The sequence below is a fragment of the Pseudomonas sp. genome (genome assembly GCF_035512415.1).
GTDB lineage: Bacteria > Pseudomonadota > Gammaproteobacteria > Pseudomonadales > Pseudomonadaceae > Aquipseudomonas.
In genome coordinates, this window is the sequence record NZ_DATKDZ010000043.1 from 230,932 (window position 1) to 257,377 (window position 26,446).

Annotated in this window: 22 protein-coding genes and 1 pseudogene; 17 read left to right on the forward strand and 6 right to left on the reverse strand. The window is 60.8% G+C overall.

Annotation, left to right across the window (positions count from 1 at the left end; translation table 11 throughout):
• Position 1 precedes the first annotated feature (1 nt).
• Complete coding sequence (locus VMP31_RS22245; protein WP_325509877.1) at positions 2-1,090, reverse strand: extracellular solute-binding protein; 1,089 nt, start codon at positions 1,088-1,090, stop codon at positions 2-4.
• A gap of 144 nt (positions 1,091-1,234) precedes the next feature.
• The gene (locus tag VMP31_RS22250) at positions 1,235-2,581 is read right to left on the reverse strand and encodes an APC family permease (RefSeq protein ID WP_325509878.1); all 1,347 of its coding nucleotides are present in this window, start codon (positions 2,579-2,581) and stop codon (positions 1,235-1,237) included.
• Between the two features lie 281 nt (positions 2,582-2,862).
• Here VMP31_RS22250 and VMP31_RS22255 point away from each other — a divergent pair, with 281 nt between their 5' ends.
• On the forward strand, positions 2,863-3,549 hold the full coding sequence (locus VMP31_RS22255; protein ID WP_325509879.1) for an SDR family oxidoreductase: 687 nt from the start codon (positions 2,863-2,865) through the stop codon (positions 3,547-3,549).
• Between the two features lie 135 nt (positions 3,550-3,684).
• Here VMP31_RS22255 and VMP31_RS22260 read toward each other — a convergent pair whose 3' ends face one another.
• Entirely contained in the window at positions 3,685-4,623 is a 939-nt protein-coding gene (locus VMP31_RS22260; protein WP_325509880.1) for a p-hydroxyphenylacetate 3-hydroxylase reductase component, read from the reverse strand.
• 89 nt (positions 4,624-4,712) lie between these two features.
• Entirely contained in the window at positions 4,713-5,882 is a 1,170-nt protein-coding gene (locus VMP31_RS22265) for a p-hydroxyphenylacetate 3-hydroxylase oxygenase component (RefSeq protein WP_325509881.1), read from the reverse strand.
• Positions 5,883-6,170: 288 nt separating this feature from the next.
• Here VMP31_RS22265 and VMP31_RS22270 point away from each other — a divergent pair, with 288 nt between their 5' ends.
• Together VMP31_RS22270 and VMP31_RS22275 are read left to right on the forward strand one after the other, a co-directional pair.
• Positions 6,171-7,373, forward strand: coding sequence for an MFS transporter (locus VMP31_RS22270; RefSeq protein ID WP_325509882.1), 1,203 nt, complete (start codon positions 6,171-6,173; stop codon positions 7,371-7,373).
• An 825-nt stretch (positions 7,374-8,198) separates the two neighbouring features.
• Positions 8,199-9,761, forward strand: coding sequence for a Fic family protein (locus VMP31_RS22275; RefSeq protein ID WP_325509883.1), 1,563 nt, complete (start codon positions 8,199-8,201; stop codon positions 9,759-9,761).
• Between the two features lie 503 nt (positions 9,762-10,264).
• On the opposite strand, the gene hpaA is transcribed toward VMP31_RS22275, so the two are convergent.
• Positions 10,265-11,167: a 4-hydroxyphenylacetate catabolism regulatory protein HpaA gene (gene hpaA / locus VMP31_RS22280; RefSeq protein ID WP_325509884.1), complete on the reverse strand. Its 903-nt coding sequence runs from the start codon at positions 11,165-11,167 to the stop codon at positions 10,265-10,267.
• A gap of 59 nt (positions 11,168-11,226) precedes the next feature.
• On the reverse strand, positions 11,227-11,649 hold the full coding sequence (gene hpaR, locus VMP31_RS22285) for a homoprotocatechuate degradation operon regulator HpaR (protein WP_325509885.1): 423 nt from the start codon (positions 11,647-11,649) through the stop codon (positions 11,227-11,229).
• Positions 11,650-11,847: 198 nt separating this feature from the next.
• Between hpaR and VMP31_RS22290 the strand changes: the two genes are divergently transcribed.
• From VMP31_RS22290 to VMP31_RS22360, 14 genes and pseudogenes are all read left to right on the forward strand, one after another.
• Positions 11,848-13,347, forward strand: coding sequence for an aldehyde dehydrogenase family protein (locus tag VMP31_RS22290; protein WP_325509886.1), 1,500 nt, complete (start codon positions 11,848-11,850; stop codon positions 13,345-13,347).
• Positions 13,348-13,612: 265 nt separating this feature from the next.
• On the forward strand, positions 13,613-14,281 hold the full coding sequence (locus VMP31_RS22295; protein ID WP_325509887.1) for a fumarylacetoacetate hydrolase family protein: 669 nt from the start codon (positions 13,613-13,615) through the stop codon (positions 14,279-14,281).
• On the forward strand, positions 14,281-15,045 hold the full coding sequence (locus VMP31_RS22300; protein WP_325509888.1) for a fumarylacetoacetate hydrolase family protein: 765 nt from the start codon (positions 14,281-14,283) through the stop codon (positions 15,043-15,045). Before VMP31_RS22295 ends, VMP31_RS22300 begins: the two co-directional genes overlap by 1 nt.
• Before the next feature lie 25 nt (positions 15,046-15,070).
• Positions 15,071-16,531, forward strand: a complete 1,461-nt coding sequence (gene hpaE / locus VMP31_RS22305) for a 5-carboxymethyl-2-hydroxymuconate semialdehyde dehydrogenase (protein WP_325509889.1) — start codon at positions 15,071-15,073, stop codon at positions 16,529-16,531.
• A 123-nt stretch (positions 16,532-16,654) separates the two neighbouring features.
• Positions 16,655-17,578 carry a 3,4-dihydroxyphenylacetate 2,3-dioxygenase gene (gene hpaD / locus VMP31_RS22310; protein WP_325509890.1) on the forward strand — a complete coding sequence of 308 codons (924 nt, stop codon included), beginning with the start codon at positions 16,655-16,657 and terminating at the stop codon, positions 17,576-17,578.
• Positions 17,579-17,589: 11 nt separating this feature from the next.
• Positions 17,590-18,000, forward strand: coding sequence for a 5-carboxymethyl-2-hydroxymuconate isomerase (locus tag VMP31_RS22315; protein WP_325509891.1), 411 nt, complete (start codon positions 17,590-17,592; stop codon positions 17,998-18,000).
• 12 nt (positions 18,001-18,012) lie between these two features.
• The gene (gene hpaH, locus VMP31_RS22320; protein ID WP_325509892.1) at positions 18,013-18,816 is read left to right on the forward strand and encodes a 2-oxo-hept-4-ene-1,7-dioate hydratase; all 804 of its coding nucleotides are present in this window, start codon (positions 18,013-18,015) and stop codon (positions 18,814-18,816) included.
• A gap of 109 nt (positions 18,817-18,925) precedes the next feature.
• Positions 18,926-19,726, forward strand: a complete 801-nt coding sequence (hpaI, locus tag VMP31_RS22325) for a 4-hydroxy-2-oxoheptanedioate aldolase (RefSeq protein ID WP_325509893.1) — start codon at positions 18,926-18,928, stop codon at positions 19,724-19,726.
• Positions 19,727-19,758: 32 nt separating this feature from the next.
• Positions 19,759-21,213 (forward strand): NAD-dependent succinate-semialdehyde dehydrogenase, encoded by a 1,455-nt coding sequence (locus VMP31_RS22330; protein ID WP_325509894.1) that lies wholly within the window; start codon positions 19,759-19,761, stop codon positions 21,211-21,213.
• A gap of 67 nt (positions 21,214-21,280) precedes the next feature.
• Positions 21,281-21,805, forward strand: a complete 525-nt coding sequence (locus tag VMP31_RS22335) for a hypothetical protein (RefSeq protein ID WP_325509895.1) — start codon at positions 21,281-21,283, stop codon at positions 21,803-21,805.
• 318 nt (positions 21,806-22,123) lie between these two features.
• A pseudogene (locus tag VMP31_RS22340) lies at positions 22,124-23,082 on the forward strand (tyrosine-type recombinase/integrase).
• Positions 23,083-23,587: 505 nt separating this feature from the next.
• On the forward strand, positions 23,588-24,328 hold the full coding sequence (locus VMP31_RS22350; RefSeq protein ID WP_325509898.1) for a hypothetical protein: 741 nt from the start codon (positions 23,588-23,590) through the stop codon (positions 24,326-24,328).
• 140 nt (positions 24,329-24,468) lie between these two features.
• Positions 24,469-24,738, forward strand: a complete 270-nt coding sequence (locus VMP31_RS22355) for a hypothetical protein (protein ID WP_325509899.1) — start codon at positions 24,469-24,471, stop codon at positions 24,736-24,738.
• Positions 24,739-25,558: 820 nt separating this feature from the next.
• Positions 25,559-26,446: IS1182 family transposase (locus VMP31_RS22360; protein ID WP_325509900.1), on the forward strand; the 888-nt coding region annotated here is incomplete at its 3' end.

Here is a 26,446-nt window from a genome sequence, read left to right on the forward strand (position 1 = left end):
GCTACTCCAGTTCGGTTGATAAAGGCTGACGCAAACGCTGTTGCTGTTTTACCGCCTGCCACTGCTGATCAATCACCCGCTTCTGCTCCGCCTTGAGCGGCTCGAGGAAATACAACCGGCGGCGCTCGCTCGCCGGAGGCACGAGTGCGGGGGCGCGCTGCGCCAGCTCGCGCATCTCCGGCAAATCGCTGCGCAGCGGCGCATAAAAACGGGTCGCCAGGGTGTTCAGGCGGGCGTTGTTCGGCTGCAGCATGTAGTCGATAAAGCGATAGGCCAGTTCGGGCTGCTGGGCATCACGGGGAATGGCCCAGCTGTCGATCGTCATCAACGCCCCCTCCTCCGGCACCAGAAACTCCAGGGTGCTGCGCCGCGACGCCGCCAACAGGGCATGCCCACTCCAGGCCATGGCCACACACAGGCGGCCGCTGGCCAGGTCCTCGATATAGGCCTCGTTATTCAGCGCGTGCAAAGCGGCCGCCTGACTGGCCAATTGCGCGCCGCTATCGGCCAAACGCCTGGGTGATGCCTCGAACAAGCGCTTGCCCTGCAGGTTCATCCACAGTGAGAAGGTCTCTTCCGGAGCGTCCAGCCAGCCCATCCCGCATGCTTGTAGGCGTTGGGCGTACTGCGCATCGAAGAGCAGGCTCCAGCTCGGTGGCGCGGCCTCACCCAGGGCCCGCTCCACGGCCTCGCGCTCGACCACCAGACCCACCGTGCTCCACAGATAAGGCACCATATAACGCCCCGCGCCGGAAAAGCCTGCGAGCGACGCCACCAGCTTGGGGTCCAGATTGCCGTAATGGCGCAGTTTGCTAAGATCCAGCGCCTGCAAACGTCCCTCGCCGATCAGGCGTTGCAGCTGAAAATGCGAGGGCACCACCAGATCGAAAGCGCTACCCGCTTGCAATGCCTCGTCCAGCTCCTGGGCGGTGGTATAGGTCTGGTAATCGACCCTGATGCCACTATCGCGCTCAAAGCCGGCGAGCACCGCCGGATCGATGTAATCCTTCCAGTTGTACACGCGCAGCGTCTGGGCATAGCTGCTGGTAGCGCAAAACATGAGCACGGCGCATAGCAAGCCTCTCATCATCAGGGTTCCTTGGTATTGTTATGCCCCATAGTTAACGCCCAGCAGCGGTAACGTCTTGCCTGAGCGTGCCGGGAGCCTTGTTCCGCACTGCCGCCCAATAAAAAACGCCTCAAAAGAGGCGTTTTTCGATGCAGCTGGCCCAGATCAACCCAGATCAGGCTCGAAGAGCTTGCGCTTCATATAGAGCTTGACCCAGAGCACGGCGATCACGCTGACCAGCAGCAGGATGCCGCCGGTGATTTTGTAGACCATGACGGTCATTTCCGGCGATGGCGAGTTGTTCAGCGCCACATAGAGCATGGCAGCGATGCCAAGAATCTGCGGCAGCGGGTAGAAGGGTGTTTTGAACGGGCGCGCCTGGTTCGGCAGGCGACGACGCAGCACCAGCACATCAATATGCGCGACCACATAGGCCAGCAGCCAGCTGGTCGAGGCGGCGATCACCAGCGGGATCAACGAATCGATGTCCATCGCCAGCAGCGGAATAATGATGATCGCTGCCATAAACAGGATACCGACCCAGGGGGTGCCAAAACGCTTGCTGACGATTTTCATCTGCGGGAAGGCCTGACCATTCTCCGCCATGCCTTGGAGCATGCGCGGTACGGCCGCCAACACGGTGTTGACCGTACTGCAGGTGGCGGTCACCGCCATCACCGCGGCGATGATCAAGCCGGCCTTGCCGAACACCGCATTGGCGTAGTCCAGGTAAGGTAGCGGCGAAGTGGTGAGGGTCTCGACATCTAAATAATGAGTCACGCCGTAGACGAACAACAGGAAGATCCCGAGCATGACACACAGCGACAGCATCATCGCCCGCGGGATATTGCGCTGCGGATTTTCGACCTCGTTGATCATCGGGCAGATAAACTCCACGCCGATCATCAGCCACATGGCCATGGCCACCAAGCCGATAAAGCTACCGTCGAGCACCGGCTCAAAGCCCCAGCTCACCGCCGTACCGGCCAGCTCGGCATGGGGCTCAACCGCGCCGGTAACCGCACAGAGACCGATCAGGATCAACGCCGTCACAAGAATGAAGGCCAGCAGGTTCTGCACTTTGGCGAACACGTCGGCACCGAGAATGTTGGTCACGACGAAGAAGCCGAGGATCAGCAGCGGCAACACCAATGGAGGGAACATCCCAGGCAATAGCTCGCCGATGATGATATCGACCAGGAACATTTCCACCGGTAGCGCCAACATGGCCACCACCACGTAACCGGCGAACACCGCGACGATCGCAGGGAAATGGCCGATGGCCTTTTGGGTGTAGGTCGCCAACGTACCCTCCTGGGGGAACATCAGCGACAGCTCAGCAAAGCTCATGGCGTTGAACTGCGCCAGGATAAAGGCGACAAACATCGCAGCGATAAAACCCATACCGCCAATACCGATGCCTTGAGTGGCGGTGATCATCGAGCCTTGAACAATCACCAGACCGACACAGATGGCCATCATGGTGATAAAGCCCAGTTTCTTGTGCTGCATAGAGGTAGCCCTCCCCGACGTTTTTGTTACTGAGGTAAGGCCTGGGGCGTTGGTATCAGTCATTTTCTTTATTCTCCCGCTCGGGCCATTGCCGGCCCAAAGGTGCCCATGGATGCGACGGCGGTTTCGCGCCGTGTCGTGTATCACTGTGCTACTGCATCCAGGAGAATTCTTGTCCCAGGCTGCCGCGCCCTTGTCCCGGCGTGTCAGCGGGGCTGCTGGCAGGCCAATAAGACGATAGGATTTGCTCCAATTGCTTCTTCACTAAGGGTATAGCAGCCATGCAGAACGTCCTGATCACCGGTGCCTCCCGCGGCCTGGGCCTGGGTCTGACCCGGGCCTACCTGGCGCGCGGTGCCAGGGTTTATGCCGTGATACGCCGTGAGCCCAGCGACGAGCTGCTTGCCTTGAGCCAAGGCCACGCCGCCACATTGCACCTGATTCTCTGCGACCTTGACGACGATCAGGCCACCGCCCGCATCGACGAAGCCCTGCAAGGCACCCGCCTGGATCGGGCACTATTCAATGCCGGTATCTACGGGCCTGCCCATCAGGATCCATGCCAGGTCAGCCACGAGGAGATTGCCCAGCTATTTCTGAGCAACGTCATCGCCCCCGTACGCCTGGCGCAGACACTGCTGCCGAGCATCCGCGAAGACGGCGTACTGGCCTTTATCAGCTCACAGATGGCCAGTGTCGAATTGGCCCGGGCCCAAGACATGCCACTGTACGGTGCCAGCAAGGCGGCGCTGAACAGCCTGCTGCGCAGCTGGAGCCAGGTGCCGGGCATGTCACAGGTGACACTGCTGGCACTGCACCCCGGCTGGGTGCGTACCGAACTCGGGGGCCCCGGCGCACCGCTTAGCGTCGAGGACAGTGTCAGCGGGCTGATCGAGGTGATAGAGGCCGAGGTTGGCCAGCCGGGTTGTCGTTTTCTCGACCATCAGGGCCAGGTGCTGCCCTGGTAGACAGCGACGCCAGCGCTGCACCATTTGAGCGCTAGTTCGCGGCTAAAGCCCCTCCCACAGGGGTGCACAAGCGACAACGGGCTCCTGGTCTGTGACCGGGAGCCCGTTGCTCTAGCTGGGGCGCAAACAACGCCTTTAGCCGATGGCGATCACCGCCTTGAGCATGGCCTTGAAGGTGTCAATCTGCTCTTCGCTGAAGGCACCGAACACCTTGTCCTGCTGCTCGCCGGCAATACGCCAGAGTGCTTCGGCCTGGTCGACCCCGGCCGGGGTGAGCATATAACGATCGCCGGCATCGGCCACCAGGCCCTTGCGCTTGAGGATATCCACCGCCTGTTCGATCTCACGCGCCGGCATTGCCACTTCACGCAGCAGGTCGCACAGGCTCAGGCCAGCATCGTTTTCCAGCACCATCAGCATGCGCGCCTCGCTGGTGCGCAGGCCGGTGGACAGTTGCCGGGGCTGGTAATTGCTCTGGTAGCTGCGCACCGCCTGGGTCATCAGGTAGTAAAGGTTGTGGCTCAGTCGCCCCTGAAAGGCACTACTGGCCGGCTGACCCTCGGCCTTCTCGGTCATGCGCGTGTGCGGCAGCACCATGGAGTAAGCCCCCTGGTGATAGAGCAGCGGCGAGCGGCCGAAGTCGTCGAAGGCCAGCACCTTGCCGACCAGGATCCAATGATCGCCACCGTCGATCTGTTGATGCTTCTCGCACTGGAAGCGCGCCGCGCAGTCGGGAAACAGTGGCGAGCCGCCCTCGCCCAGCTCATGGGTTACGCCGGCAAATTTGTCGTCACTCGGCCGGGCGAACTGGTTGGACAGGTCAATCTGGTCGGCGGAGAGGATGTTCACCGCAAAATGCTCGGCGCGCTCGAATACCTCGTAGCTGCCGGAGCGCTTGTCGATGCTCCAGAGCACCAGCGGCGGATCCAGCGACACCGAGTTGAAACTGTTGGCGGTAACGCCGACCTTTTGCCCGTCGGCAGTGGCCGCGGTGACGATGGTCACGCCAGTGGCAAAATTGCCCAGGGCGCGGCGAAAGGCACGCGGGTCAAGAGCAGCTGTGGTACTTGTCATGGGATTCTCCCTGGCTGCCGTCGAGGTTCGCGGCAGCGCTGTTATTCGGCTGTCGGGGCCGCGAACGGCCCCATGCAAGGCTGGCTGGGTCAGACCATGCTCGGGTCCGGCTCCAGGCCCATCAGCTCACGGCCAAGGATTTGCGCGCAGACGTCGTAGTCGGTGTAGGCATGGGCAGCAGTCATATGCGAGTCGCGGAACAGCCGCTGCATCTCGTTGCTCTCGAACCAACTGGTGCCGCCGGCGGCCTCGAACAGGCGATCGACCGCCTGGATGCACATCTTCACCGCGTAGGCCTGATTGGTGCGCCAGAACGCCAGGGTCTCGCGGCTCGGATACTGGTGCTGCTCGCTGTGCTCGGCGTGCTCCTGCCAGGTCTTCTCGAGGAAGGCACGTGCGGCTGCGACCTGGTGGGTCGACTCGGCCAGGCGCATCAGCGCCGGCGTGGCAGTACCGACGTTGACCCCGGTGTAGGCGCGCACGCGGTTCTTGGTCTTCTCCCGATAGGCCTCGAGCATACGCTCGGCGATACCCAGGCCGATGGCCGCAAAACCACTGGCGAAGTAAGGCCGGTAAGGCGTGTAGAAAATCTTGCTGTCTGGGTACAAACCGAAGCCGGCGGAGCGGCCTTCCATCATGTCCTTGGCCTGCTGGATGCGGTGGTTGGGCACGAAGACATCCTTGATGATTAGGGTCTTGGTGCCGCTGCCCTTCATCCCCGCGGCGAACCAGTCGTCGCGGATTTCGTAGTCGCTGCGCGGCAGCACGGCGAAGCAGTAGTTCTGGTTGCCCTCGGCATCCAGCCGGCGACAACCGACGATGGCCCACTCGGCATGATCGCTACCGCTGCTCCAGCCCATCTCGCCATTGAAGATAACGCCGCCTTCGGTTTCCTCGACCTTGCCAAACGGCGCGATGCTGCTGCTGGCGGTGGCGTCCGGGTCATCGCCCCAGACCTCATCCTGCAACTGCTTGGAGAACATCGCCAGTTGATGGCTATGGGTGCACAGCAGGCTGAAGGCCCAGGCGGTGCTGGCACAGGCACCCGCCAGGGCAACCACGCAATCGGCGAACTGCGGCAGGGAGATTTCCATGCCGCCATAGGGCTTGGGCTGGAAGGCACGGTGCATGCCGATACTCTTGAGCAGGGCAATATTCTCGTCCGGCACCTTGCGGTCTTTTTCGGCCTGGGCGGCATTGGCGGCAATCGCCGGCAATATGGCTTTCAGGTCTTCGAGAAGCGGGTTTGGCTTTTTCATCTGGTAGGAGCCCTGCTTATTGTTAGAAGGTGGTCGCGTCGTCAGTCGTGCCGGCTATACGCCGGACCAGGCTTGCGGCCTCGGAATCCAGCACCCGTAGCGCTATATATCCCTGTATGCAGGTTCATTATGCTGAGAGGTTGGCTGGCTAAAAATGCACCTTCCAGACACTAAATTGCACTTTTCATGGCTTGGCGGGCAAGATGTGGTGTCATAACGTTAATCTATTAACGAAACCCCGTTTGGCCTTACCATAACGCCCCCTAACCACCCTCCCCCCAGATCGCCATGAGCCACCTGCCCAGCGCCTTGCGCGCTCTGCGTCATCGCAACTTCCGCCTGTATTTTATCGGCCATGCCGTCTCCACCTTGGGCACCTGGATCCAGCAGGTGGCTCTGGCCTGGCTGGTCTACCGGCTGACCGGCTCGGTGGCGCTGCTCGGCCTGACCACCTGCATGGCGCTGCTGCCGCAGTTGCTGGTCGGCCCGTTCGCCGGTGCCTGGATCGACCGCCACGACAAGCGTCGCCTGCTGATCTTGGTGGAAAGCCTGCTCGGGGTGCAGGCCCTGGCGTTGGCGCTGCTCACCGCCGGCGGCTGGGTCACGCCGACGCTGCTGGTGGCCATGGCCACGCTGATGGGCGTGCTTAACGCCCTCGACACGCCGTTACGCCAGTCGCTGCTGAGCCAGTTCGTCGACGACCGTGCCGACCTGCCCAATGCCCTGGCTCTGAACGCCATGCTGTTCACCAGCTCGCGTTTTATCGGCCCGCCCCTGGCCGGGCTGCTGCTCGGGGTGTTCAGCGAGGCGCTATGTTTTGCCCTTAACGGTGCCTCCTACCTGGCCTTGGTGATCGGCCTGCTGCTGATTCGCATAACGCCCACTGCCCGGGCGGGCGGCTCCTATCGCAATGTGCTGGGTGAGGGGCTGCGCTATGCCCTGGGTAACCGCCAGGTGCGCGCCATGATGCTCGGCGTGTTGGCGATCAACGTCAGCGCCTCCAGCTATGTGGTGCTGCTGCCGGTGTTCGCCAAGGATATCTTCGCCGGCGGCGCGACCACCCTGGGCTGGCTGTGGGGCGCGGCCGGGTTGGGCTCGCTGCTATCGACGGTGTTTCTCGCCTCGCGCCTGGCGGTGGACAGCCTGCCCCGGCTGATCCTCGCTGCCAGCTGCGCCACCGCCCTGGCCCTGCTGGTATTCGCCTGGAGCGACCTGCTGGCGCTGTCGCTGGCGGCCATGGCGGTGATCGGCTTCGGCATCACCGTTAGCAATGTGGGCACCAATATCGTCCTGCAGAGCAACGCACCCGAGGCCCTGCGCGGGCGTGTGGTGTCGCTGTACACCTCAACCCGCTTTGGCTTCGACGCCCTAGGCGGATTGCTCGCCGGGCTGCTGGCCGGCTACCTCGGCGCACCGCCGGTGATGGCCGCAGCGGGAGGCGCGTTGCTGTTGTACTGCATCTGGGTCGAACTGCAGCGCCGGCGCAACTAGTGCCGTGCCAACCCTGAAAATCGCTTCGATGCCAGGCTGCTGTGCCGCTAGGTGAACATCATCCACATGGCCGGCGTGCCCGGCTTAGTCACTTGGGCAGATGTCCCTCTGACTGCTCCAGAAGGCCCAGGCAGACACGATGACCCTGGGCATGTGAGTGCTGGCGGTGGTGGTTTGTGTGTATAGGTTGTTAGCAGAATTGACCGCGATAGGGGCGACTTTCGGCCCAGAGTGTGTAAAAACGCTCAGCTCAAATCGAAGTGCGCGCGCCTGCGTGAAATCTAAAATTTATCGCTAGGTCAGCAGACCAAGATTTCGCATAGAAGCGCGATTTTCTACGCAGTTGGGGGCACCCAGTGTGCTCAAAACCGTTTTTACACAGCCTGGGCCAAAAGCAGCCATTCGCGAGCCAAGTGACAGGCACCTTCATGCATCGCATTATCTGGCGGAGATCTATTCGCATGCTGTCGTCGGCAGGGCAATGCACCCCACATGCAACAGGCCCGGTATCTCAGCCCGATGGATTTTGAGCGGAGAAGTATGAGTAGTAGCTCTTAACTACGTGTCCACCGGATCCGGTATAGATCAATAGAGAGGCCAACCTGGGGAGAGGCTGTTCCGGTGAGGCCTGCAGTTGATGCATTTGCGCCGGCAAGGCCATAATCAAATTTGAGCAAATCTGCGATTTTGTAAGCGTTTTTCTGCGCCGATAATCGATTTGATGCAAATTAGCTTCCTATCCTACGTTTTTGAGCAGGCCAGGGATCCGCTTTAGGAGCTTCGCGCATGTATGTATTCCCTAGTGATCCAATAGGTGCTGCCTGGTTGGCCCATGAATATTGGTTCAAACCGATGGGGCGGCTACCGGTGATGAGCCAGGTTGGCGGGCGACGCACTACGGAAGCGCAAGATGGGTTTCGGCTCGAAACCTATACGGAGGCCATGCGCCCGGCCAGCACTGCAGCAGCCCACCTCCAGTTCCATTTGCGGCATGAGGTACCTCATCTGGAATTTCTCGCCAGACTGTTCGCCGTGACAGGACCGGTCGTTGTTCAAGAGTGGGTCATGGCAGAGCCGACAGGGCAGTATGCCCGCCGCGCTGCCTTTCTGTACGAGTGGCTGACAGGTGACCTGCTGCAGGTTCCTCCGAGACTGGGGGGAAACTATGTGGATGCGGTGGATGATTCGAAGGTGTTTGCCGCCTCACCTCAGAAGGTTGTCAACGTCTCGCGGTGGCGCGTGAAGGACAACCTCCCAGGCACACGCCATTTCACCCCCATGGTAGTGAAGACCGAGGCCGTGCTAAAGGCAGCGCAACTGGATGTGCATCAGATGTACGGGGAGCTTGCCGCAGAGTTCGGTGAAGACCTGCTGTTACGGGCTGCAGTCTGGATGACTCTGCGCGAGAGCAAGGCCAGCTTTGCTATTGAGGGTGAGGCTGACCGGAGCACACGTATTCAGCGCTTCGCAGATGTCATGGCCCGCCGAACCGGGCAGGGTGAGGTGCCCATTTCACATGAGGCGCTAGCCGAGCTACAGCAGGAGATTTTGGGCGAAATCACGTCCCTGACTGGCTTCGGAATTCGACAGTCGCCGGTGTTCATTGGCGAAACCGTCCACTTCGAGGAGATCGTGCACTATGTGGGGCCCGGAGTTGAGGACCTCCACTCCATGCTTCAGGGCCTGGCCGTATTTCTAGAGAGGACGCAAGGACAATCCGCGGTGATGAGAAGCGCGATTGCGGCCTTTGGCTTCGTCTACATCCACCCGCTGGCTGACGGCAATGGCCGGATCCACCGGTTCCTGATTAACGACATCCTTCGCCGCGACGGCGTCATTCCAGACCATGTGATTCTGCCTGTGTCGGCGGTCATTACTGACAATGCTGTCGAGCGCCACGCCTATGACAGGGTGCTTGATCAGGTGTCAGTTCCGCTCATGCAGGGAGTGCGGGAGCTGGTCAGCTTCCTGCCCAGCCGGACCACCTATCCTGACGGGGTGGTTTCGAACCTTGAGTTCCGCGGTGTCGAGAAGGCCCGGCCGATCTGGCGCTATCCAGACCTTGGGCCGCACTTGGTGTTTATGTCGCACATCATCGCCCGCACCATCAGCGAGCAGATGCGTGAGGAGTCACAGTATCTGCGCAGCCATGCCTTGGCGAGGAGTGCGCTCAAAGAGGTGGTCGAGCTCCCTGATCATCAGGCCGACCGTGTTATCCGGTCGATCGATCAAAACCAGGGCCGGCTCAGCAATGTGCTGGCCAAAGAAATGCCTGTGCTTCAGCGGCCGGGCGTGTGGGAAGCAGCAGTAGGTGCTGTGACCGGAGCGTTCCGGCAAAGCGGGCCGCTGAATGACTCCGGGCTCGATCGGAACAAGCTCGGGCGTTGAAGCGAATGTGACCCATCGGCTGTCCCTGCATCCTGATTTTGGGCGGCGCAAGCGAACGGTGATGACAGGCAGCTACTGGCCCAGAGTGTGTAAAAACGCTCAGCTCAAATCGAAGTACGTGCATCTGCGTGAAATCTAAAATTTGTCGCTAGGTCAGCAGACCAAGATTTCGCATAGAAGCGCGATTTTCTGCGCAGTTGGGGGGTGCCCAGTGTGCTCAAAAACGTTTTTACACAGCCTGGGCCGACAGCTGCCTCTCACAAAAGTCGGCTATTGCCCGCTTCCCCCTCTCAAACCCGCTAGCACCCGGGGCCTAACACCGCGGTACCTGAGAACAGATGTTCCAGTTCGTCCCGTGCTGCTGTCCGCACCAGACTCGATGCCTTCCCATACCCTAATCCCTTCCGTGCTTTTGCCTGAAGGATGAGAAAAGCGTCATCCCTCCTGTTATCCCTCGCGTTAGCGCTATAAAACCCACAGCCCGAGCTGCAACGCCGGCACAGCTAATCCGCTACCCCTTTGGTAACCCGGTACTCACCCGGCGTCATGCCGGCATTGCGGGTGAAGAAGCGGCTGAAGTAGGCCGGGTCGGTAAAGCCTAGCTGGTAGCAGATTTCGTTGACCGAGCTGCCGGTGAACAGCAGCAGGCGCTTGGCCTCTTGCATCAGGCGGTCGAACACCAGGCGTTTGGACGGCAGGTCGGCGATGCGCCGGCAGATGTCGTTGAGCCGCGCCTCGGTCACCCCCAGTTGCTCGGCATAGCGCTGCAGCGCCCAGTGCGCCTGGTAGTTGGCCTCGATCAGGGCATTGAAGCGCTGGAATATCTGCAGATCCTCACGGCGCGCCGGCTGCGACTGGATTGAGCGCGTCGACAGGCGCAGCAGGCTGATAAAGATCAACCGGGTCAGCGCCGCCAGGCTCAGCGCCCGCCCCGGCCTATCGTCCGCGAACTCGCTGCGCAGCTCGTCGAACAGCAGATTGAGGCGCGCCACCTCGGCATCGTACTGCGCGTCCAGTTCGCCGACCGCCACGCACAGCGGGGCGATCTGCGGTCCCAGGGCTAGGCCCTGCTGCCCTTCCAGCAGCGGCCAGATCAGCTCCTGGCGCACCGTCAGCACATGGCCATCGCTGTCGGCATCGGTGACGAAGGCATGGGGAAAGGTCGGCGGGGTAAGGAAGAACATCGGTCCTTCCTGCTGATAACGCTGATCATCCAGGTACACGCGCACCACGCCGCTCTTGACGTAATGCACCTGAAAAAAACGGTCGTGGCGATGCACCGGCATATTGCGGCCGAAAAAGTCCGCCAGCTTGCCAAGGGCCTCGTAGTGCACGTCGGCATCGGCGTAACGCTGGTCGTAGACCTGGCCGATATTGATATTGGGGATGGGTTGCGGGTCGCGCATGGGCCTTACCCTCGTCGCGAGATCGTGGTGGCGCGGCGCAGTGGCCGCGCCCGCCAGGCTCAGGGTTTGATCTGCTTGAGCTCGTTGAGCAGCCCCAGCAATTGCTGCAGCTTCTCCTCGCCGAACTGTTCCTGGATCCGCTGATAGTTGCTCTCCATGTCAGCACTCATCGACACAAAGCACTCCTGGCCCAGCGCGGTCAGATCGATATACACCCGGCGCTGGTCATGCGGCGGCTTGCTGCGGCTGACCAGGCCATCGCGCTCCAGCCGGCTGAGCACGCCGGTCATGCTCGGTTTGAGGATGCAGGCCAGCTCGGCCAGGCGGTAGCTCTCCATTTCGCCATGCTGGCGCAGGATGCGGATCACCCGCCACTGCTGCTCGGTCAGGCCATGCTGGTTGAGCAGCGGACGGAAGAAGCTCATCGCGGCCTCGCGGGCCTGGAGCAGGGTCAGGGTCAGGGACGGTCGGGTAACAGGCATGGTGAGATTCGGCTTCAGACGGTTGTGAATAGGTTAACGGTATCACTTTCAGCCTGCACAAGCGCCCACCTGCGGTCAATCGGATGGATCGCCCTGGCAGCCAGGGACATACCGTTGTGCAGGCAGAGTCAAGCCCACTCACAGCACCCGGCCTAAGCTAGATTCCTGTCCATGCCTACCCCACAGGAGCCTTGGTTTATGGCCGCCGCATTGATCGAAACCCTCAAGTCCGTCGAAGACTTCCTCCAGCGCCCGCACGGCTCTTTTATCGACGGCACCTGCCAGCTCGACAGCGCCAGCGAAACCCTGGCCTTGCGCAACCCGGCCGACGACCAGGTGCTGGCCAATGTGCAATTGGCCGATGCCGGCCAGGTCGACCGCATCGTCGAATCCGCTCACCGCGCCTTCCGGTCCGGTGTCTGGAGCCGCCTGGCACCGGCCGAACGCGAACGCACCCTGCTGCGCTTCGCCGACCTGGTGGAGGCCCATGGCGAGGAACTGGCGCAGCTGGAAACCCTTAACCAGGGCAAGTCGATCCATCTCGCGCGCGCCATCGAGGTGGGAGCCTCGGTCAACTACATGCGCTATATGGCCGGCTGGGCCACCAAGATCGAGGGCCAGACCCTCGATGTATCCATCCCGATGCCGGCAAACGCGCGCTTCAACGCCTACACCCGGCGCGAGCCGGCGGGTGTGGTGGCGGGCATCGTGCCGTGGAACTTCCCGATGATGATCGCCCTGTGGAAGGTCATCCCGGCGCTGGCCTGCGGCTGTACCGTGATCATCAAACCGGCCGACGACACCCCGCTGACCGCCCTGCGCCTGGCCGAACTGGCCATTCAAGCCGGCATCCCCGCCGGCGTGTTCAACGTGCTGATCGGCCGCGGGGCCCAGGCCGGTGCCGCGCTGGTGGCGCATCCGCTGGTAAACAAGGTGTCCTTCACCGGCTCCACCGCCGTGGGCAAGCAGATCGGCATCGCCGCCCTGCACAACATGACTCGCTTCACCCTCGAACTGGGCGGCAAGAACCCGATGCTGGTACTTGAGGATGCCGATATCGACAAGGCCGTGGCCGGTGCCATCGCTGGCGGCCTGCTCAACCAGGGCCAGGTCTGCGCCGCGGCCTCGCGCCTGTACGTGCCGGCCAGCCGCCATGCCCAGTTCGTCGAGGCGTTGAGCGCCCAGGCCCGCGCCATGAGTGTCGGCCCGGGCATGGACCCCACCGCCCAGGTCAACCCGCTGGCAACGCGCAAACACCAGAACCACGTCCTCGCCATGCTCGCCGCCGCCCGCCGCGACGGCGCATGCATCGCTACCGGCGGCGACGCCCCGGACAGTCCCGGTTACTTCGTCAACCCCACGGTGCTCAGCGGTCTGGATCAGTGCAGTAATGCGGTGCAGGAGGAAATTTTCGGCCCGGTACTCAGCGTGCTGCCCTACGACGATCTGGAGCAGGGCCTGGCCCTGGTCAACGACAGCCGCTACGGCCTGGCCGCCAGCGTCTGGAGCAACGACCTGGGCAAGGTCATGGACCTGCTGCCGCGTATCGAAGCCGGCACCGTGTGGGTCAACAACCATGTGCCGGTCGACCCCAACCTGCCGTTCGGCGGCTTCAAACAGTCGGGCATGGGCCGCGAATTCGGCCGCAGCGCCATCGAAGGTTTCACCGAGCTGAAGTCGGTGTGCATCACCTACTGAGGGCCGCGCCAGCCATGACATGCACCATGAAAAGTGCAATTCAATGGCTGTAAAAGCCATTCAACCCTCAGCGGCAGCCGTCATTATGGTGACCAGATAGCTGCCGAGTATCCCTCCGCGCAATAGCGAACAAGGGCTGAAGGCTGATGAAAATTGAGGCTGTACTTCAATATCGTTAACATGTTAAATACATGATTAATATGTTAACCAAATGTCGCGCACACTTACGCGCCGCACCGACTTTATTGCAATGGGAGAACAACCGATGAGCAGTGCTCTCGATAAGGCCGCCGCCGGCACCCTGTTCGGCATCGCGCTGAACTACCAGGGCCTTCTGCGCAGCCGCCTGGAAGAATTCCAGCAGCCGCCCTACCAGAAGCCGCCGGTCAAACCCGTGCTGTTTATCAAGACCTCCAACACCCGCAACGGCCACGACCAGCCGGTGGTGTTCCCGGCCGGCGTCGAGCGCCTGCAGCCGGGCCCGGCGCTGGGCGTGGTGATCGGCAAGGACGCCAGCCGGGTCAGCGAGGCCGAGGCCATGAATCACGTGGCCGGCTACATGATCGTCAACGAATTCAGCCTGCCCGAAGACAGCTACTACCGCCCGGCGGTCAAGGCCAAGTGCCGCGACGGCTTCTGCCCCATCGGCCCGGAATTGGTGCCCGCCAGCCAGATCACCAACCCGAACGCTCTGGGCATCCGCCTGTTGGTCAACGGCGAACTGCGCCAGCAGAACAGCACCGCCAACTGGGTGCGCAACATCCCGCAGCTGATCGCCGAACTGAGCGAGTTTATGACCCTGCACAAAGGTGACGTGCTGATTACCGGCACTCCGGAAGGTCGCGTCGATGTGCAACCCGGCGACCTTGTCGCAGTGGAAATCGACGGTCTCGGCCGCCTCACCAACCACGTGGTCGCTGAAGGAGCGCTCTGATGAAACACGCCCGTATCCGTTTCCAGGGTGACATCCACACCGTCACCGTCGAAGACAACAATGCCGTGCGCCTGGCCGATGGCCGCCTGCTGGCCGAAGAGCAGATCGAGTGGCTGCCACCGGCCACCGGCAGCATGTTCGCCCTGGGCCTGAACTACGCCGACCACGCCGCCGAACTGGCCTTTAGCCCGCCCACCGAGCCGCTGGCATTTATCAAGTCGCCGGGCACCTACACCGGCCATAACCAGGTGACCTGGCGGCCGGATAACGTCGCCTATATGCACTACGAGTGCGAGCTGGTGGCGGTGATCGGCAAGCCGGCGCGCAACGTCAAGCGCGAGGACGCCCTGCAGTATCTGGCCGGTTACACCGTGTGCAACGACTACGCCATCCGCGACTACCTGGAAAACTACTACCGGCCCAACCTGCGGGTGAAGAACCGCGACGCCACCACCCCGGTCGGCCCCTGGATCGTCGACGCCGCCGATGTACCCGATCCGTCAAAACTGCGTTTGCGCACCTGGATCAACGGCGAGCTGAAACAGGATGGCAGTACCAAGGACATGATCTTCGACATCCCCTACCTGATCGAATACTTCTCCAGCTTCATGACCCTGCAGCCCGGCGACATGATCGCCACCGGCACGCCGGAAGGCCTGGCCGACGTGGTGCCCGGCGATGAAGTGGTGGTGGAAGTGGAAGGCGTTGGCCGCCTGGTCAACCGCATCGTCAGCGAATCCGAATTCTTCGCCGCGCGCGGCTAAGCAAAACAAGAAAGAGGCAAACAGCATGATCAAGCACTGGATCAACGGCCAACAAGTCGAAAGCAAAGACAGCTTCACCAACTACAACCCCGCCACCGGCGAGGCCATCGGTGAAGTCGCCAGCGGCGGCGCGGAGGAAATCAACCTGGCCGTCGCCGCGGCCAAGGAAGCCTTCCCCAAGTGGGCCAATACCCCGGCCAAGGAGCGCGCCAAGCTGATGCGCAAGCTCGGTGAGCTGATCGAGCAGAACGTGCCGCACCTGGCCGAACTGGAGACCTTGGACACCGGCCTACCGATCCACCAGACCAAGAACGTGCTGATCCCGCGCGCGTCACACAACTTCGACTTCTTCGCCGAAGTCTGCACGCGCATGGACGGCCACAGCTACCCGGTCGATGACCAGATGCTCAACTACACCCTGTACCAGCCGGTGGGCGTGTGTGGCCTGGTATCGCCGTGGAACGTGCCGTTTATGACCGCCACCTGGAAGACCGCGCCCTGCCTGGCCCTGGGCAACACTGCGGTGCTGAAGATGAGCGAGCTGTCGCCACTGACCGCCAACGAACTGGGCCGCCTGGCCATGGAAGCCGGCATTCCTGCGGGCGTGCTTAACGTGGTGCAAGGCTACGGTGCCACCGCCGGCGATGCCCTGGTGCGCCACCCGGATGTCCGCGCGATCTCCTTCACCGGCGGCACCGCTACCGGCAAGAAGATCATGCAGACCGCCGGCCTGAAGAAGTACTCGATGGAACTGGGCGGCAAGAGCCCGGTGCTGATCTTCGACGACGCCGATCTCGACCGCGCTCTGGATGCGGCGCTGTTCACCATCTTCTCGCTGAACGGCGAGCGCTGCACCGCAGGCTCGCGGATCTTTATTCAGGAGACGGTGTACGACCAGTTTGTCGCCGAGTTCGCCGCCCGCGCCAAACGCTTGATTGTCGGCGACCCGCAGGACCCGAAGACCCAGGTCGGCTCGATGATCACCCAGGCCCACTACGACAAGGTCACCGGCTATATCAAGATCGGCATCGAGGAAGGCGCCAACCTGCTCGCCGGCGGTCTGGAGCGCCCGGCCAATCTTCCAGCGCACCTGGCCAAGGGGCAATTTATCCAGCCCACGGTGTTCGCCGACGTGGACAACCGCATGCGCATCGCCCAGGAAGAAATCTTCGGCCCGGTGGTGTGCCTGATCAAGTTCAAGGACGAAGCCGAAGCCCTGCGCCTGGCCAACGACACCGAGTACGGCCTGGCCTCCTATATCTGGACCCAGGACATCGGCAAGGCCCACCGCCTGGCCCGCGGCATCGAAGCCGGCATGGTGTTTATCAACAGCCAGAACGTGCGTGACCTGCGTCAACCATTCGGCGGAGTGAAAGGCTCCGGCACCGGCCGCGAAGGGGGCGAATACAGCTTCGAGGTGTTCGCCGAGATCAAGAACGTGTGCATTTCCATGGGCAGCCACCACATCCCGCGCTGGGGTCTGTGATAGGCGGCGCACCAACCGATACGCTATTGATAAAGGAAGGGGGCACGCATCCCCTTCCCCTGTGCCGGTCGTGCAAACGTCCTAACTACAAAAGCCTCACGCGAGGCCAACAGGAGAACCGCCATGGGCAAAGTCGCTCTAGCTGCCAAGATCACCCACGTACCCTCGATGTATCTGTCCGAGCTGCCCGGCCCGCGTCAGGGCTTTCGCCAGGCGGCGATCGACGGCCATATCGAGATCAGCAAGCGCTGCCGTGAACTGGGCGTGGACACCATCGTGGTGTTCGATACCCACTGGCTGGTCAACGCCAACTACCACGTACTCTGCGGCCCGCACTTCAAGGGGCTGTACACCAGCAACGAACTGCCGCACTTCATCAGCAACATGGAGTACGAGTTCCCCGGTAACCCGGAGCTGGGCAAGATTCTCGCTGCCGGGTGCAACCGCTTCGGCGTCGAGACCATGGCCCATGACGCCACGACTCTGGGTCCGGAGTACGGCACCCTGGTGCCCATGCGCTATATGAACCAGGACCAGCACTTCAAGGTGGTGTCGGTCTCGGCGCTGTGCACCTCGCACTACCTCAACGACAGCGCGCGCCTCGGCTGGGCCATGCGCAAGGCAGTGGAAGAACACTACGACGGCACCGTGGCGTTCTTCGCCAGCGGTTCGCTGTCGCACCGTTTCGCCCAGAACGGCCAGGCCCCGGATTTCGCCACCAAGGTCTGGAGCCCGTTTCTGGAAACCCTCGATCACCGCGTGGTGCAGATGTGGCAGGACGGCGAGTGGGAAGCCTTCTGCGCCATGCTCCCCGAGTACGCGGTCAAGGGCCACGGCGAAGGCTTTATGCACGACACCGCCATGCTGCTGGGGGCGCTAGGTTGGTCGAAGTACGACGCCAAGGCCGAGGTGGTAAGCCCTTACTTCGGTTCCTCCGGCACCGGCCAGATCAACGCCATCTTCCCGGTCACCCCGCAGGACGGCTCCGCCATTCCTGCCGCGCAGGCCTCCAATCCGGCCGGCGTCGTTGCCGCCAGCCGCCTGTAGGAGCGCTCGCCATGCCCCACCTGGTTCTGCTCTATACCCCCGACGTCGAGCGTGACGTCGACGTCGGCAGCCTGTGCCGCGCCCTGGCCGACTGCATGCTTGAACAACGCGACGAGGCCGGTAAAGCGGTGTTCCCCACCGGCGGAACCCGTGTGCTGGCCTACCCGGCAGCCCATGCCGCAGTGGCCGATGGCAAGGGCGACTACGGCTTTCTCTACGCCAACCTGCGCATGGGTATGGGACGCAGCCAAGTGGTGCACAAACAGGTGGGCGACAACCTGATGCAGGTGTTGCGCGGGCACCTCGACGGTCTGCTCGCCCAGCGCCCGGTGGGCGTCACCCTGCAGATCGACGAAAGCCCGGGCCAGGTCTTCGATGCCAAGCACAGCAGCCTGCATCCCCTATTCAACAAAACTCCTTAAGGTAATCCTGCCATGCTCGACGCCTCCATCATTCAACAGGCCGCCGCCCGCCTCGACGCCGCCGAGCGCACGCGCGAACAGGTGCGCCAGTTTTCCCTGGATTTCCCCAACATCAGCATCGAAGACGCCTACGCCATTCAGCGCGCCTGGGTCGATCTGAAACTCAAGGGCGGGCGCAAGCTGGTCGGCCACAAGATCGGCCTGACCTCGCGCGCCATGCAGGTGTCGTCGAATATCACCGAGCCGGACTACGGTGCCCTGCTCGACGACATGCTGTTCGACGAAGGCAGCGACATTCCCTTCGAGCGCTTTATCGTGCCGCGGGTAGAGGTGGAGCTGGCGTTTATCCTCGGCAAGCCGCTGCGCGGGCCGAACTGCAGCATCTTCGACGTGCTGGAGGCCACCGAATGGGTGGTACCGGCGCTGGAAATCATCGATGCGCGCATCCACCAGATCGACCCGGACAGCAAGGTCACCCGCAAGGTGTTCGACACCATTTCCGACAACGCCGCCAACGCAGGCGTTGTGATGGGCGGCCGGCCGGTGCGGCCGAACGACATCGACCTGCGCCGGGTGCCGGCGATTCTCTACCGCAACGGCGTGATCGAGGAATCCGGCGTCTCCGCCGCGGTGCTCAACCACCCGGCCAAAGGCGTGGCCTGGCTGGCGAACAAGCTCGCCCCTTACGACGTCACCCTGCAAGCTGGGCAGATCATTCTCGGCGGTTCCTTCACTCGCCCGGTGGCGGCTAGCCCCGGCGATACCTTCCACGCCGACTACGACCAACTCGGCAGCATCGCCTGCCGCTTTGTCTAGCCACAAAACCGTAGGAGCGAGCTTGCTCGCGATTGGACAGTGCAGGCGATACATCTCTATCGGCTGCATGCGAGTTTCGCGAGCAAGCTCGCTCCTACAAGGAGGTTCCATGGATATGCCCATCAATCGCTTCAAGCAGCGCCTGCAAGCTGGTGAAGCGCAGATCGGCCTGTGGCTCGGCCTGGCCGATCCCTACTGCGCGGAGCTGGCGGCCAATGCCGGCTTCGACTGGCTGTTGATCGACGGCGAGCACGCGCCCAACGACCTGCGCGGCCTGCTCGGCCAGTTGCAAGCCGTCGCCCCGTACCCGAGCCAACCGGTTATTCGCCCGGTAATCGGCGATACCGCGTTGATCAAGCAACTGCTCGATATCGGCGCGCAGACCCTGCTGGTGCCCATGGTGGAAAGCGCCGAACAGGCTCGCGAGCTGGTGCGCGCCATGCACTATCCGCCGAGCGGCGTGCGCGGCGTGGGTAGCGCCCTGGCCCGCGCCTCGCGCTGGAACAGCATCCCCGGCTATCTGGACAAGGCAGACGCGCAAATGTGCCTGCTGGTGCAGATCGAGAACCTTGATGGCCTGGCCAACCTCGACGCCATCGCCGCGGTCGAGGGCGTCGATGGCGTATTTATCGGCCCGGCCGACCTCAGCGCCGCCATGGGCCATCGCGGCAATCCCGCTCACCCCGAAGTCCAGGCCGCCATCGAGGACGCCATCGTGCGTATCGGCCAGGCGGGCAAGGCCGCCGGCATCCTCAGCGCCGACCAGACCCTGGCACGCCGCTACCTGGAGCTGGGTGCCAAGTTCGTCGCCGTCGGCGTCGACACCACCGTGCTGATGCGCGGCCTGCAGAGCCTGGCCGCCGCCTTCAAGGATGCCCCGGCTCCGACCTGTGCTGGCGGCGTGTACTGAGCCCGATCCTCAAGCATTCTCAAGAGAACGACATGAAACTCACCGATCTGAATCTGCTGCGCGAACAGGCCTATATCGACGGCCAGTGGCTCGAAGCCGACAGCAAAGCACGCTTCGCCGTGACCAACCCGGCCAATGGCGAGCTGATCGCCGAGGTCGCCTCCGTTGGCCAGGCAGAGACCGCCCGCGCCATCGCCGCCGCCAAGGCCGCCCTGCCCGCCTGGCGTGAAAAGACCGCCAAGGAACGCAGCGCCATCCTGCGCAGCTGGTACAACCTGATCATGGAAAACCAGGAAGACCTGGCCCGGCTGCTCAGTTGGGAACAGGGCAAACCCCTGGCCGAGAGCCGCGGCGAAATCGCCTACGGTGCCAGCTTTATCGAATGGTTCGCCGAGGAAGCCAAACGCGTCTACGGCGATGTGATCCCCCACGACAAGCAAGGCCGTCGCCTGGTGGTGATCAAGCAGGCCATCGGCGTGGTCGCGGCCATTACGCCGTGGAACTTTCCCAACGCCATGATCACCCGCAAGGTCGGCCCGGCCCTGGCCGCCGGCTGCACCGTAGTGGTCAAGCCCGCTTCAGAAACCCCGCTGTCGGCCCTGGCCCTGGCGGTGCTGGGCGAGCGCGCCGGGATTCCCGCTGGCGTGCTGAATATCGTGCCCGGCACTAACTCGCGCGCCATAGGCGGCGAGCTGACCGGCAACCCGGACGTGCAGAAACTGTCGTTCACCGGCTCCACCGGCATCGGCAAGCTGCTGATGGCGCAGTGCGCTGCGACCATCAAGAAGGTATCGCTGGAACTGGGCGGTAACGCGCCCTTTATCGTCTTCGACGACGCCGACCTCGACGCCGCCGTGCAAGGCGCGCTGGGCTCGAAGTTCCGCAACAGCGGGCAGACCTGTGTGTGCACCAACCGCTTTCTGGTGCAGAACGGCGTGTACGAGGAGTTCAGCCAGCGCCTGGTCGCCGCGGTAAACGCCCTCAAGGTCGCCCCGGCCGATGAAGACGGTGCTCAACAGGGCCCGTTGATCAACGCTAATGCAGTGGCCAAAGTTGAGGAGCATATCGCCGATGCGATCAGCAAAGGTGCCAAGGTATTGGCCGGCGGCCAACCACATGCCCTAGGCGGCAGCTTCTTCGAGCCAACCGTGCTCGGCGATGTCACCCCTGAGATGCTGGTAGCCCGCGATGAAACCTTCGGCCCGTTGGCACCGATCTTCCGTTTCGATAGCGAAGCCGAGGCCATCGCCATGGCCAACGACACCGAGTTCGGCCTGGCCTCCTACCTTTACACCCGCGACCTGGGCCGAGCCTGGCGCGTCAGCGAGGCGCTGGAATACGGCATGGTCGGCGTCAATGAGGGGCTGATCTCCACCGAGGTCGCGCCCTTTGGCGGTATCAAACAATCGGGGCTGGGCCGCGAAGGCTCACACTACGGCATCGACGACTATATCGAGCAGAAGTACATGTGCCTCGGCATCGGCTGACGCCCTTAACCGTCACCCTTTTACGGCTCCCAGTGAGCCGTTTTTTTTCAGCTATCCGGACAAAAACATGAACAAAGGTCTTATCACCGCTGCCGTGCTCCTTCTTGTGCAGGCTTTCAGCGCCACGGCAGCCGATCCCGACGCCGCCTATCGCCAGGCCCTGCTCAAGGAGCTGAACAACCGAACCCTCGCCGGCCAGGTCGTCAGCGCATTGGCAGACGCCCACAAGGGAACGCCTCAGGGCGACTTCTGGCTGGCCTACAGCGAACTGGAAGCCCGCCAGTGTCCGCGCTATGCAGAACAGGCTGCGGCATACGAGCTAAAGCCTGGCGGCTTTTTCCTCTCGCTCAAGGCGCGCGCATCAATTCTGTTCGCCAGGATTTTCCCGGACACATTTATCGGCATGCTTACCCAAGCCACACAAGCCTACGCCGCGGAGCTTGCGACGATAACGCCGCCTCCAGCCCAGGAGGAATTCTGGCGTTACGTCATCGCCCAGGAACAGGCACAGGCCGCGGCATTCCAACACGCTGACAAACGGGACTATCTGGCGGCTAAATCAACAATTGAAAGTTTCATATGTAGCCCATAAAGACCGTAGGATGAAAAATCCAATGCACCTTCCGGACAAACATGCGCAGCCAACCATACGTCGTCCGTAGCAAAGTTGAAGGCCATAAGCCCCCATACGTCCCTCTCGTTTCATCCGTCTGACTCTCACTTGGGCGCAACCCCGCCGCACCTCACCCTTGCATAGTTCAAACCTGTTGTGAGAATTGCTGGGCGTCTGTGCCTCCCTACAGCACACCAGCACCGCGAAAACTCTCGATAAAACACGTTATCAAGAGCTGTTGCCGTTACCGATTTGACCAGCGGCAAAGTCACTTTAGCGAACAGGGCATGACCGGTTATGCAGTCAGAAAAGCGACTTTGGGCCAACGATCATAAGGAGATGATTGCGGTTACCACCTCCTCCGTTATTTGTTTGGTTTCAGAATGGCTCGCTAACCTCGACAACAACCAAACCCGGCGCGCCTATCGTTCCGATATCCAAGACTTCTTTTTTTTAGTGGGCGCGCGCTCAGTCGAGGACCAGCTTGAAATATCTCGCGGGCATGTTCTGATGTGGCGCGCCGCACTAGAAAAGGCAGGTTTAAGCGCTGCTACACGCAGGCGAAAACTTGCAGCATTGGCATGCTTATTCGACTACCTGATCGAACGAGATCCGCGCTACACACGCAACCCTGTCCACGGTATTAAACGTCCACGTACTGAATGCTACGAGGGCAAGACCCCTGCTTTGAGCAGCGCCCAGGCAAAGTTACTTCTCGACGCCCCAAACCTGCTATCAACAAAAGGTTTACGAGACAGGGCCATCTTGGCGGTGCTGCTTTATCACGGTCTGCGGCACCAAGAAGTTGCTTCTCTGCGACTGTGCGACCTGCAGAGGCGGGATGGATTGCTGCACCTGCGAATCCACGGCAAAGGCGGGCGACTGCGTCACATCCCTCTTCATGGTGATGCAGAGAACAGCATCAACCATTACCTGCAAGGTGTTTGCGTCGAGAGAGACAAAAACAACTTTATGTTCACCAGCCTTCGGGGTAGCAAAGCTGGCAGGAGCCTGAGCCTGATGGCATCTATAAGCTTGTATGACACTACGCGCTGCAAGCGGGAATCGATGTGGCTGGATTAGGCGTACACGGCCTGCGTGTCACCGCAGCTACTAACGCGCTGGAGCACCATGCCGACATTGCTCAAGTGCAGCACTGGCTTGGGCACGCCAGCATCAGCACAACTCGACTTTACGATCGCCGTCACAATCGCACGATCGATTCACCGTCGTTCAAAGTCCAATACGAACACTGAAAACATCGGGTCACGGTGCCACAATCATCCCCCTTGAACGGGTTGCATATCCAAGAAGTCATGCTCACCTGAAGGCCCCATTTATTGAGGTCCTCAATCATGTATCAAACATCAAAAGCAATACGCGCAGCACTTTGGAAACAGCTCCTCTATAGCAGCCAGTCAATCGTGATTGTGGGCTCCGCTCTGATACTGAGACTCGCCTACCTGGGGCACCCCCTAGCTACCACGTCAGGAACTCATTTAATTGAAATGGCTGTTTGGCGAATAGTTCTGCTCATGTCATTCCAATCGGCACCGTTAGCGTGGGGCCTTTTTTTACTCAAAGGCTATAAACACCGCCGGATAACGATCCCTCTCCACGAGTCAATTAAGCTCCTAATGCTCCCACTGGCAACATGGACAACTGCTTGCCTGCTCACCAGCATGGTTCTATGGCCAATGCTGCGCGCTTGAAAGTTACTTCTTTCAGCCATCACTAAAATTTGATCAGCCAAGGAATTCCATGTCTCGAACTATCCTGATTACCCTTTTCATATCCGTTCTAAGTGGATGCGGTCTGCTCCCCCGAACCGGTACACCGTCATTGGCACTGCAAATAGCTGATGCGATGAGCATTCCTGCCCACGACATGTCACGCGTCGAGTATGACGAAACCTTAGTAGTGACTGGGTCTAGCGGTCGAAATCTTGATCACTCAGTAAGCGGCGCTGCACAGCTGATTGCATCCGGAGATCCAACAATGCTGCTGTTGAGTGGATTAACTCCGGGGAGCCCTGCCGCGCGAATACAAATCGCCGCATGGGTGCCTGAAAGCCTGGCATCAGCTCCTGAGAAAGCGGTGGCTGTTGCTTCAAAGGCATATATAGAGGCGCGCGCGGATGTTTACGGCAAGGATGAACATGGCCGGGAACAGTTACTTTCGACCAAGGTTAGGCATGTGCTCGGCCAACCATTCGGTGAAGGTGGTTTGGTACAGACCTATGCCCAACTATTCGATCTGATAACTTACCACTCACCAAGCCTGGTGGGCGCACCTTCATTCATGTCGGAAAACGGCAAGGCTTATGGCCCTATTTTCCTGGATGCTTGGGGGGCACCTGCAAATGCAGAAGACATCAGACTGATTACTGAGATGTCCAAGGCGCTGCCATCGTGGTTCTACATCTATAACCCTGGCCTGCCAGGGGTTTCCGCTAGGTCAATTCTAAACCAGGGACAACAGCTACTTTTCGTTGAGCCGTAAACGCTAACTGTCACGACGGTCTGTGGCACTGCAAACTGGCAAGTTCGCGTCGAAATAGCCCAGCCTGGGAGGGTAACCCCAGGCTTGCATATTCAAAACAATGGGGAAACTGGAGCCGTAACCCAAACGGAGCCATACGCATGTCACTCGAAGAACAAATCACGTTCACACCTGATCAACAGGTTCACCTGAATGCTTGGTCATCGGTTTACGTCGATGCTCAGATACAGCAAAAGCTCGACATTACGCTCTCACAATTCCTGATAAACCCGGGGAAATATCTTTTCCTTGCCTGGCTGACAGCCCCTCACATCGCGACTAATAACGGCTTCTTACCGCTGCTACCTGCACAAGTAGCCGCTAGCCGGCGTATTCACCAGCGGTGGGCAGAAGAGGACGAGGACGAATAAGTGCACAACGCGAATATTGGATCTAGAAAAACACCAAAAACAAAGGAGCAAAACTCATGTATGTAATCGCTGCGTTCATCATATTCATAGTAGGCTGCGCCCTTCTCGCCGATTGGCTCGCAGGCGACCTAAGGAAGCGCAAACACGAAGCCTGGCTGCGCTTTCCTAATATTGAAGAGTACGCTCGAAAAACTCAATTGAGCCGCATTCAATGCTGGCACTGCAGGTCATGCAGCATCCGGCAATATGGTCTTGAGGCACGTAATGACGAACGCCGAATCCATGCATGCAATCAGTGCAACACAAACCTATATAGAACGACGCGGGGCTAATGATAAGCAGTTGTCCTCACTGCCCAAGTGTCGGTGAGGAAATCTGTTTATAGGTACCTATGGCACCTCAAAGGCCTGCAGTGTTGTGGCTCAAGGCTTTTGGCTATTTAGTTTCCGCTCAAGTAGCTTAGTGAACAAAAAACCTACGATTCCGATCAAAGCAATAGCCAATACTGTACCCAAAATAAAATAACCAATAGGTTCCATGCTGACCCCATGATCCAACTCAATGGATTGATAATTTCTTCAGCATACGCCCCTCTCTGAAAAATGCTGCTCTACCCAGCTTACGGCCAACAGAACCAGATAGAAAGACTCTCTTGGATGCCGAATACCACCAAATCACCCCAGAATCTCATGGCGCATCCGACTATCGCCGCTAGCCGTCAGTTGCGGTCGAGAAACGGCTGCATTCGGCCCAGACTGTGTAAAAACGTTGGCATCGACCTTGCTGTGATTTGATGGATTCAAATCAGCGGGGGATGCCGATGAAGCGTTTTATCCAGGGAGAGCATCGAGGCCAAAGCGCGCTGCTTCCCGAGAGCCTGGATGACTATGTGACGGACACGAACCCGGTGCGGGTGGTCGATGTTTTCGTCGATGAACTCGACCTTGGCCAACTGGGTTTCGAGGGTGTCGTCCCGGCTGAAACAGGTCGGCCCGCCTACCATCCTGCTGACCTCCTGAAGATCTACATCTACGGTTACCTCAAGCGTATCCAGTCCAGTCGCCGTCTCGAGCGCGAGGCTCAGCGCAACGTAGAGTTGATGTGGCTGACCGGGCGTTTGATGCCGGACTTCAAGACCATCGCCAACTTCCGCAAGGACAACGGTAAGGCAATCCGCGGCGTCTGTCGGCAGTTCGTGGTGCTGTGTCAGCAGCTTGGCCTGTTCTCGGAAGCGCTGGTGGCCATCGACGGCAGCAAGTTCAAGGCGGTTAACAATCGCGACCGCAACTTCACCAACGCCAAGCTTCAGCGGCGAATGGAGGAGATCGAGTCCAGCATCAACCGCTACCTGACTGCACTCGATACCGCAGATCGTCAGGAACCTGCCGTGGCGCAGGTCAAAGCCGAACGCCTCCACGACAAGATCGCGACCTTGAAAACTAAGCTGCAAGAGCTCAAGGAAATCGAGGTTCAGCTCAACGAAACGCCGGATAAACAGATCTCCCTGACCGATCCAGATGCCCGTTCGATGAAAACGCGTGGCACCGGCATGGTCGGCTACAACGTGCAGGCGGCGGTCGACGCGAAGCACCACCTGATCGTGACGCACGAGGTCACGAACGATGGGGCTGATCGTGACCAGCTGAGTTCCATGGCCAAGCAAGCGCGAGAGGCCATGGGTGTCGAGAAGCTCTCGGCGGTCGCAGAC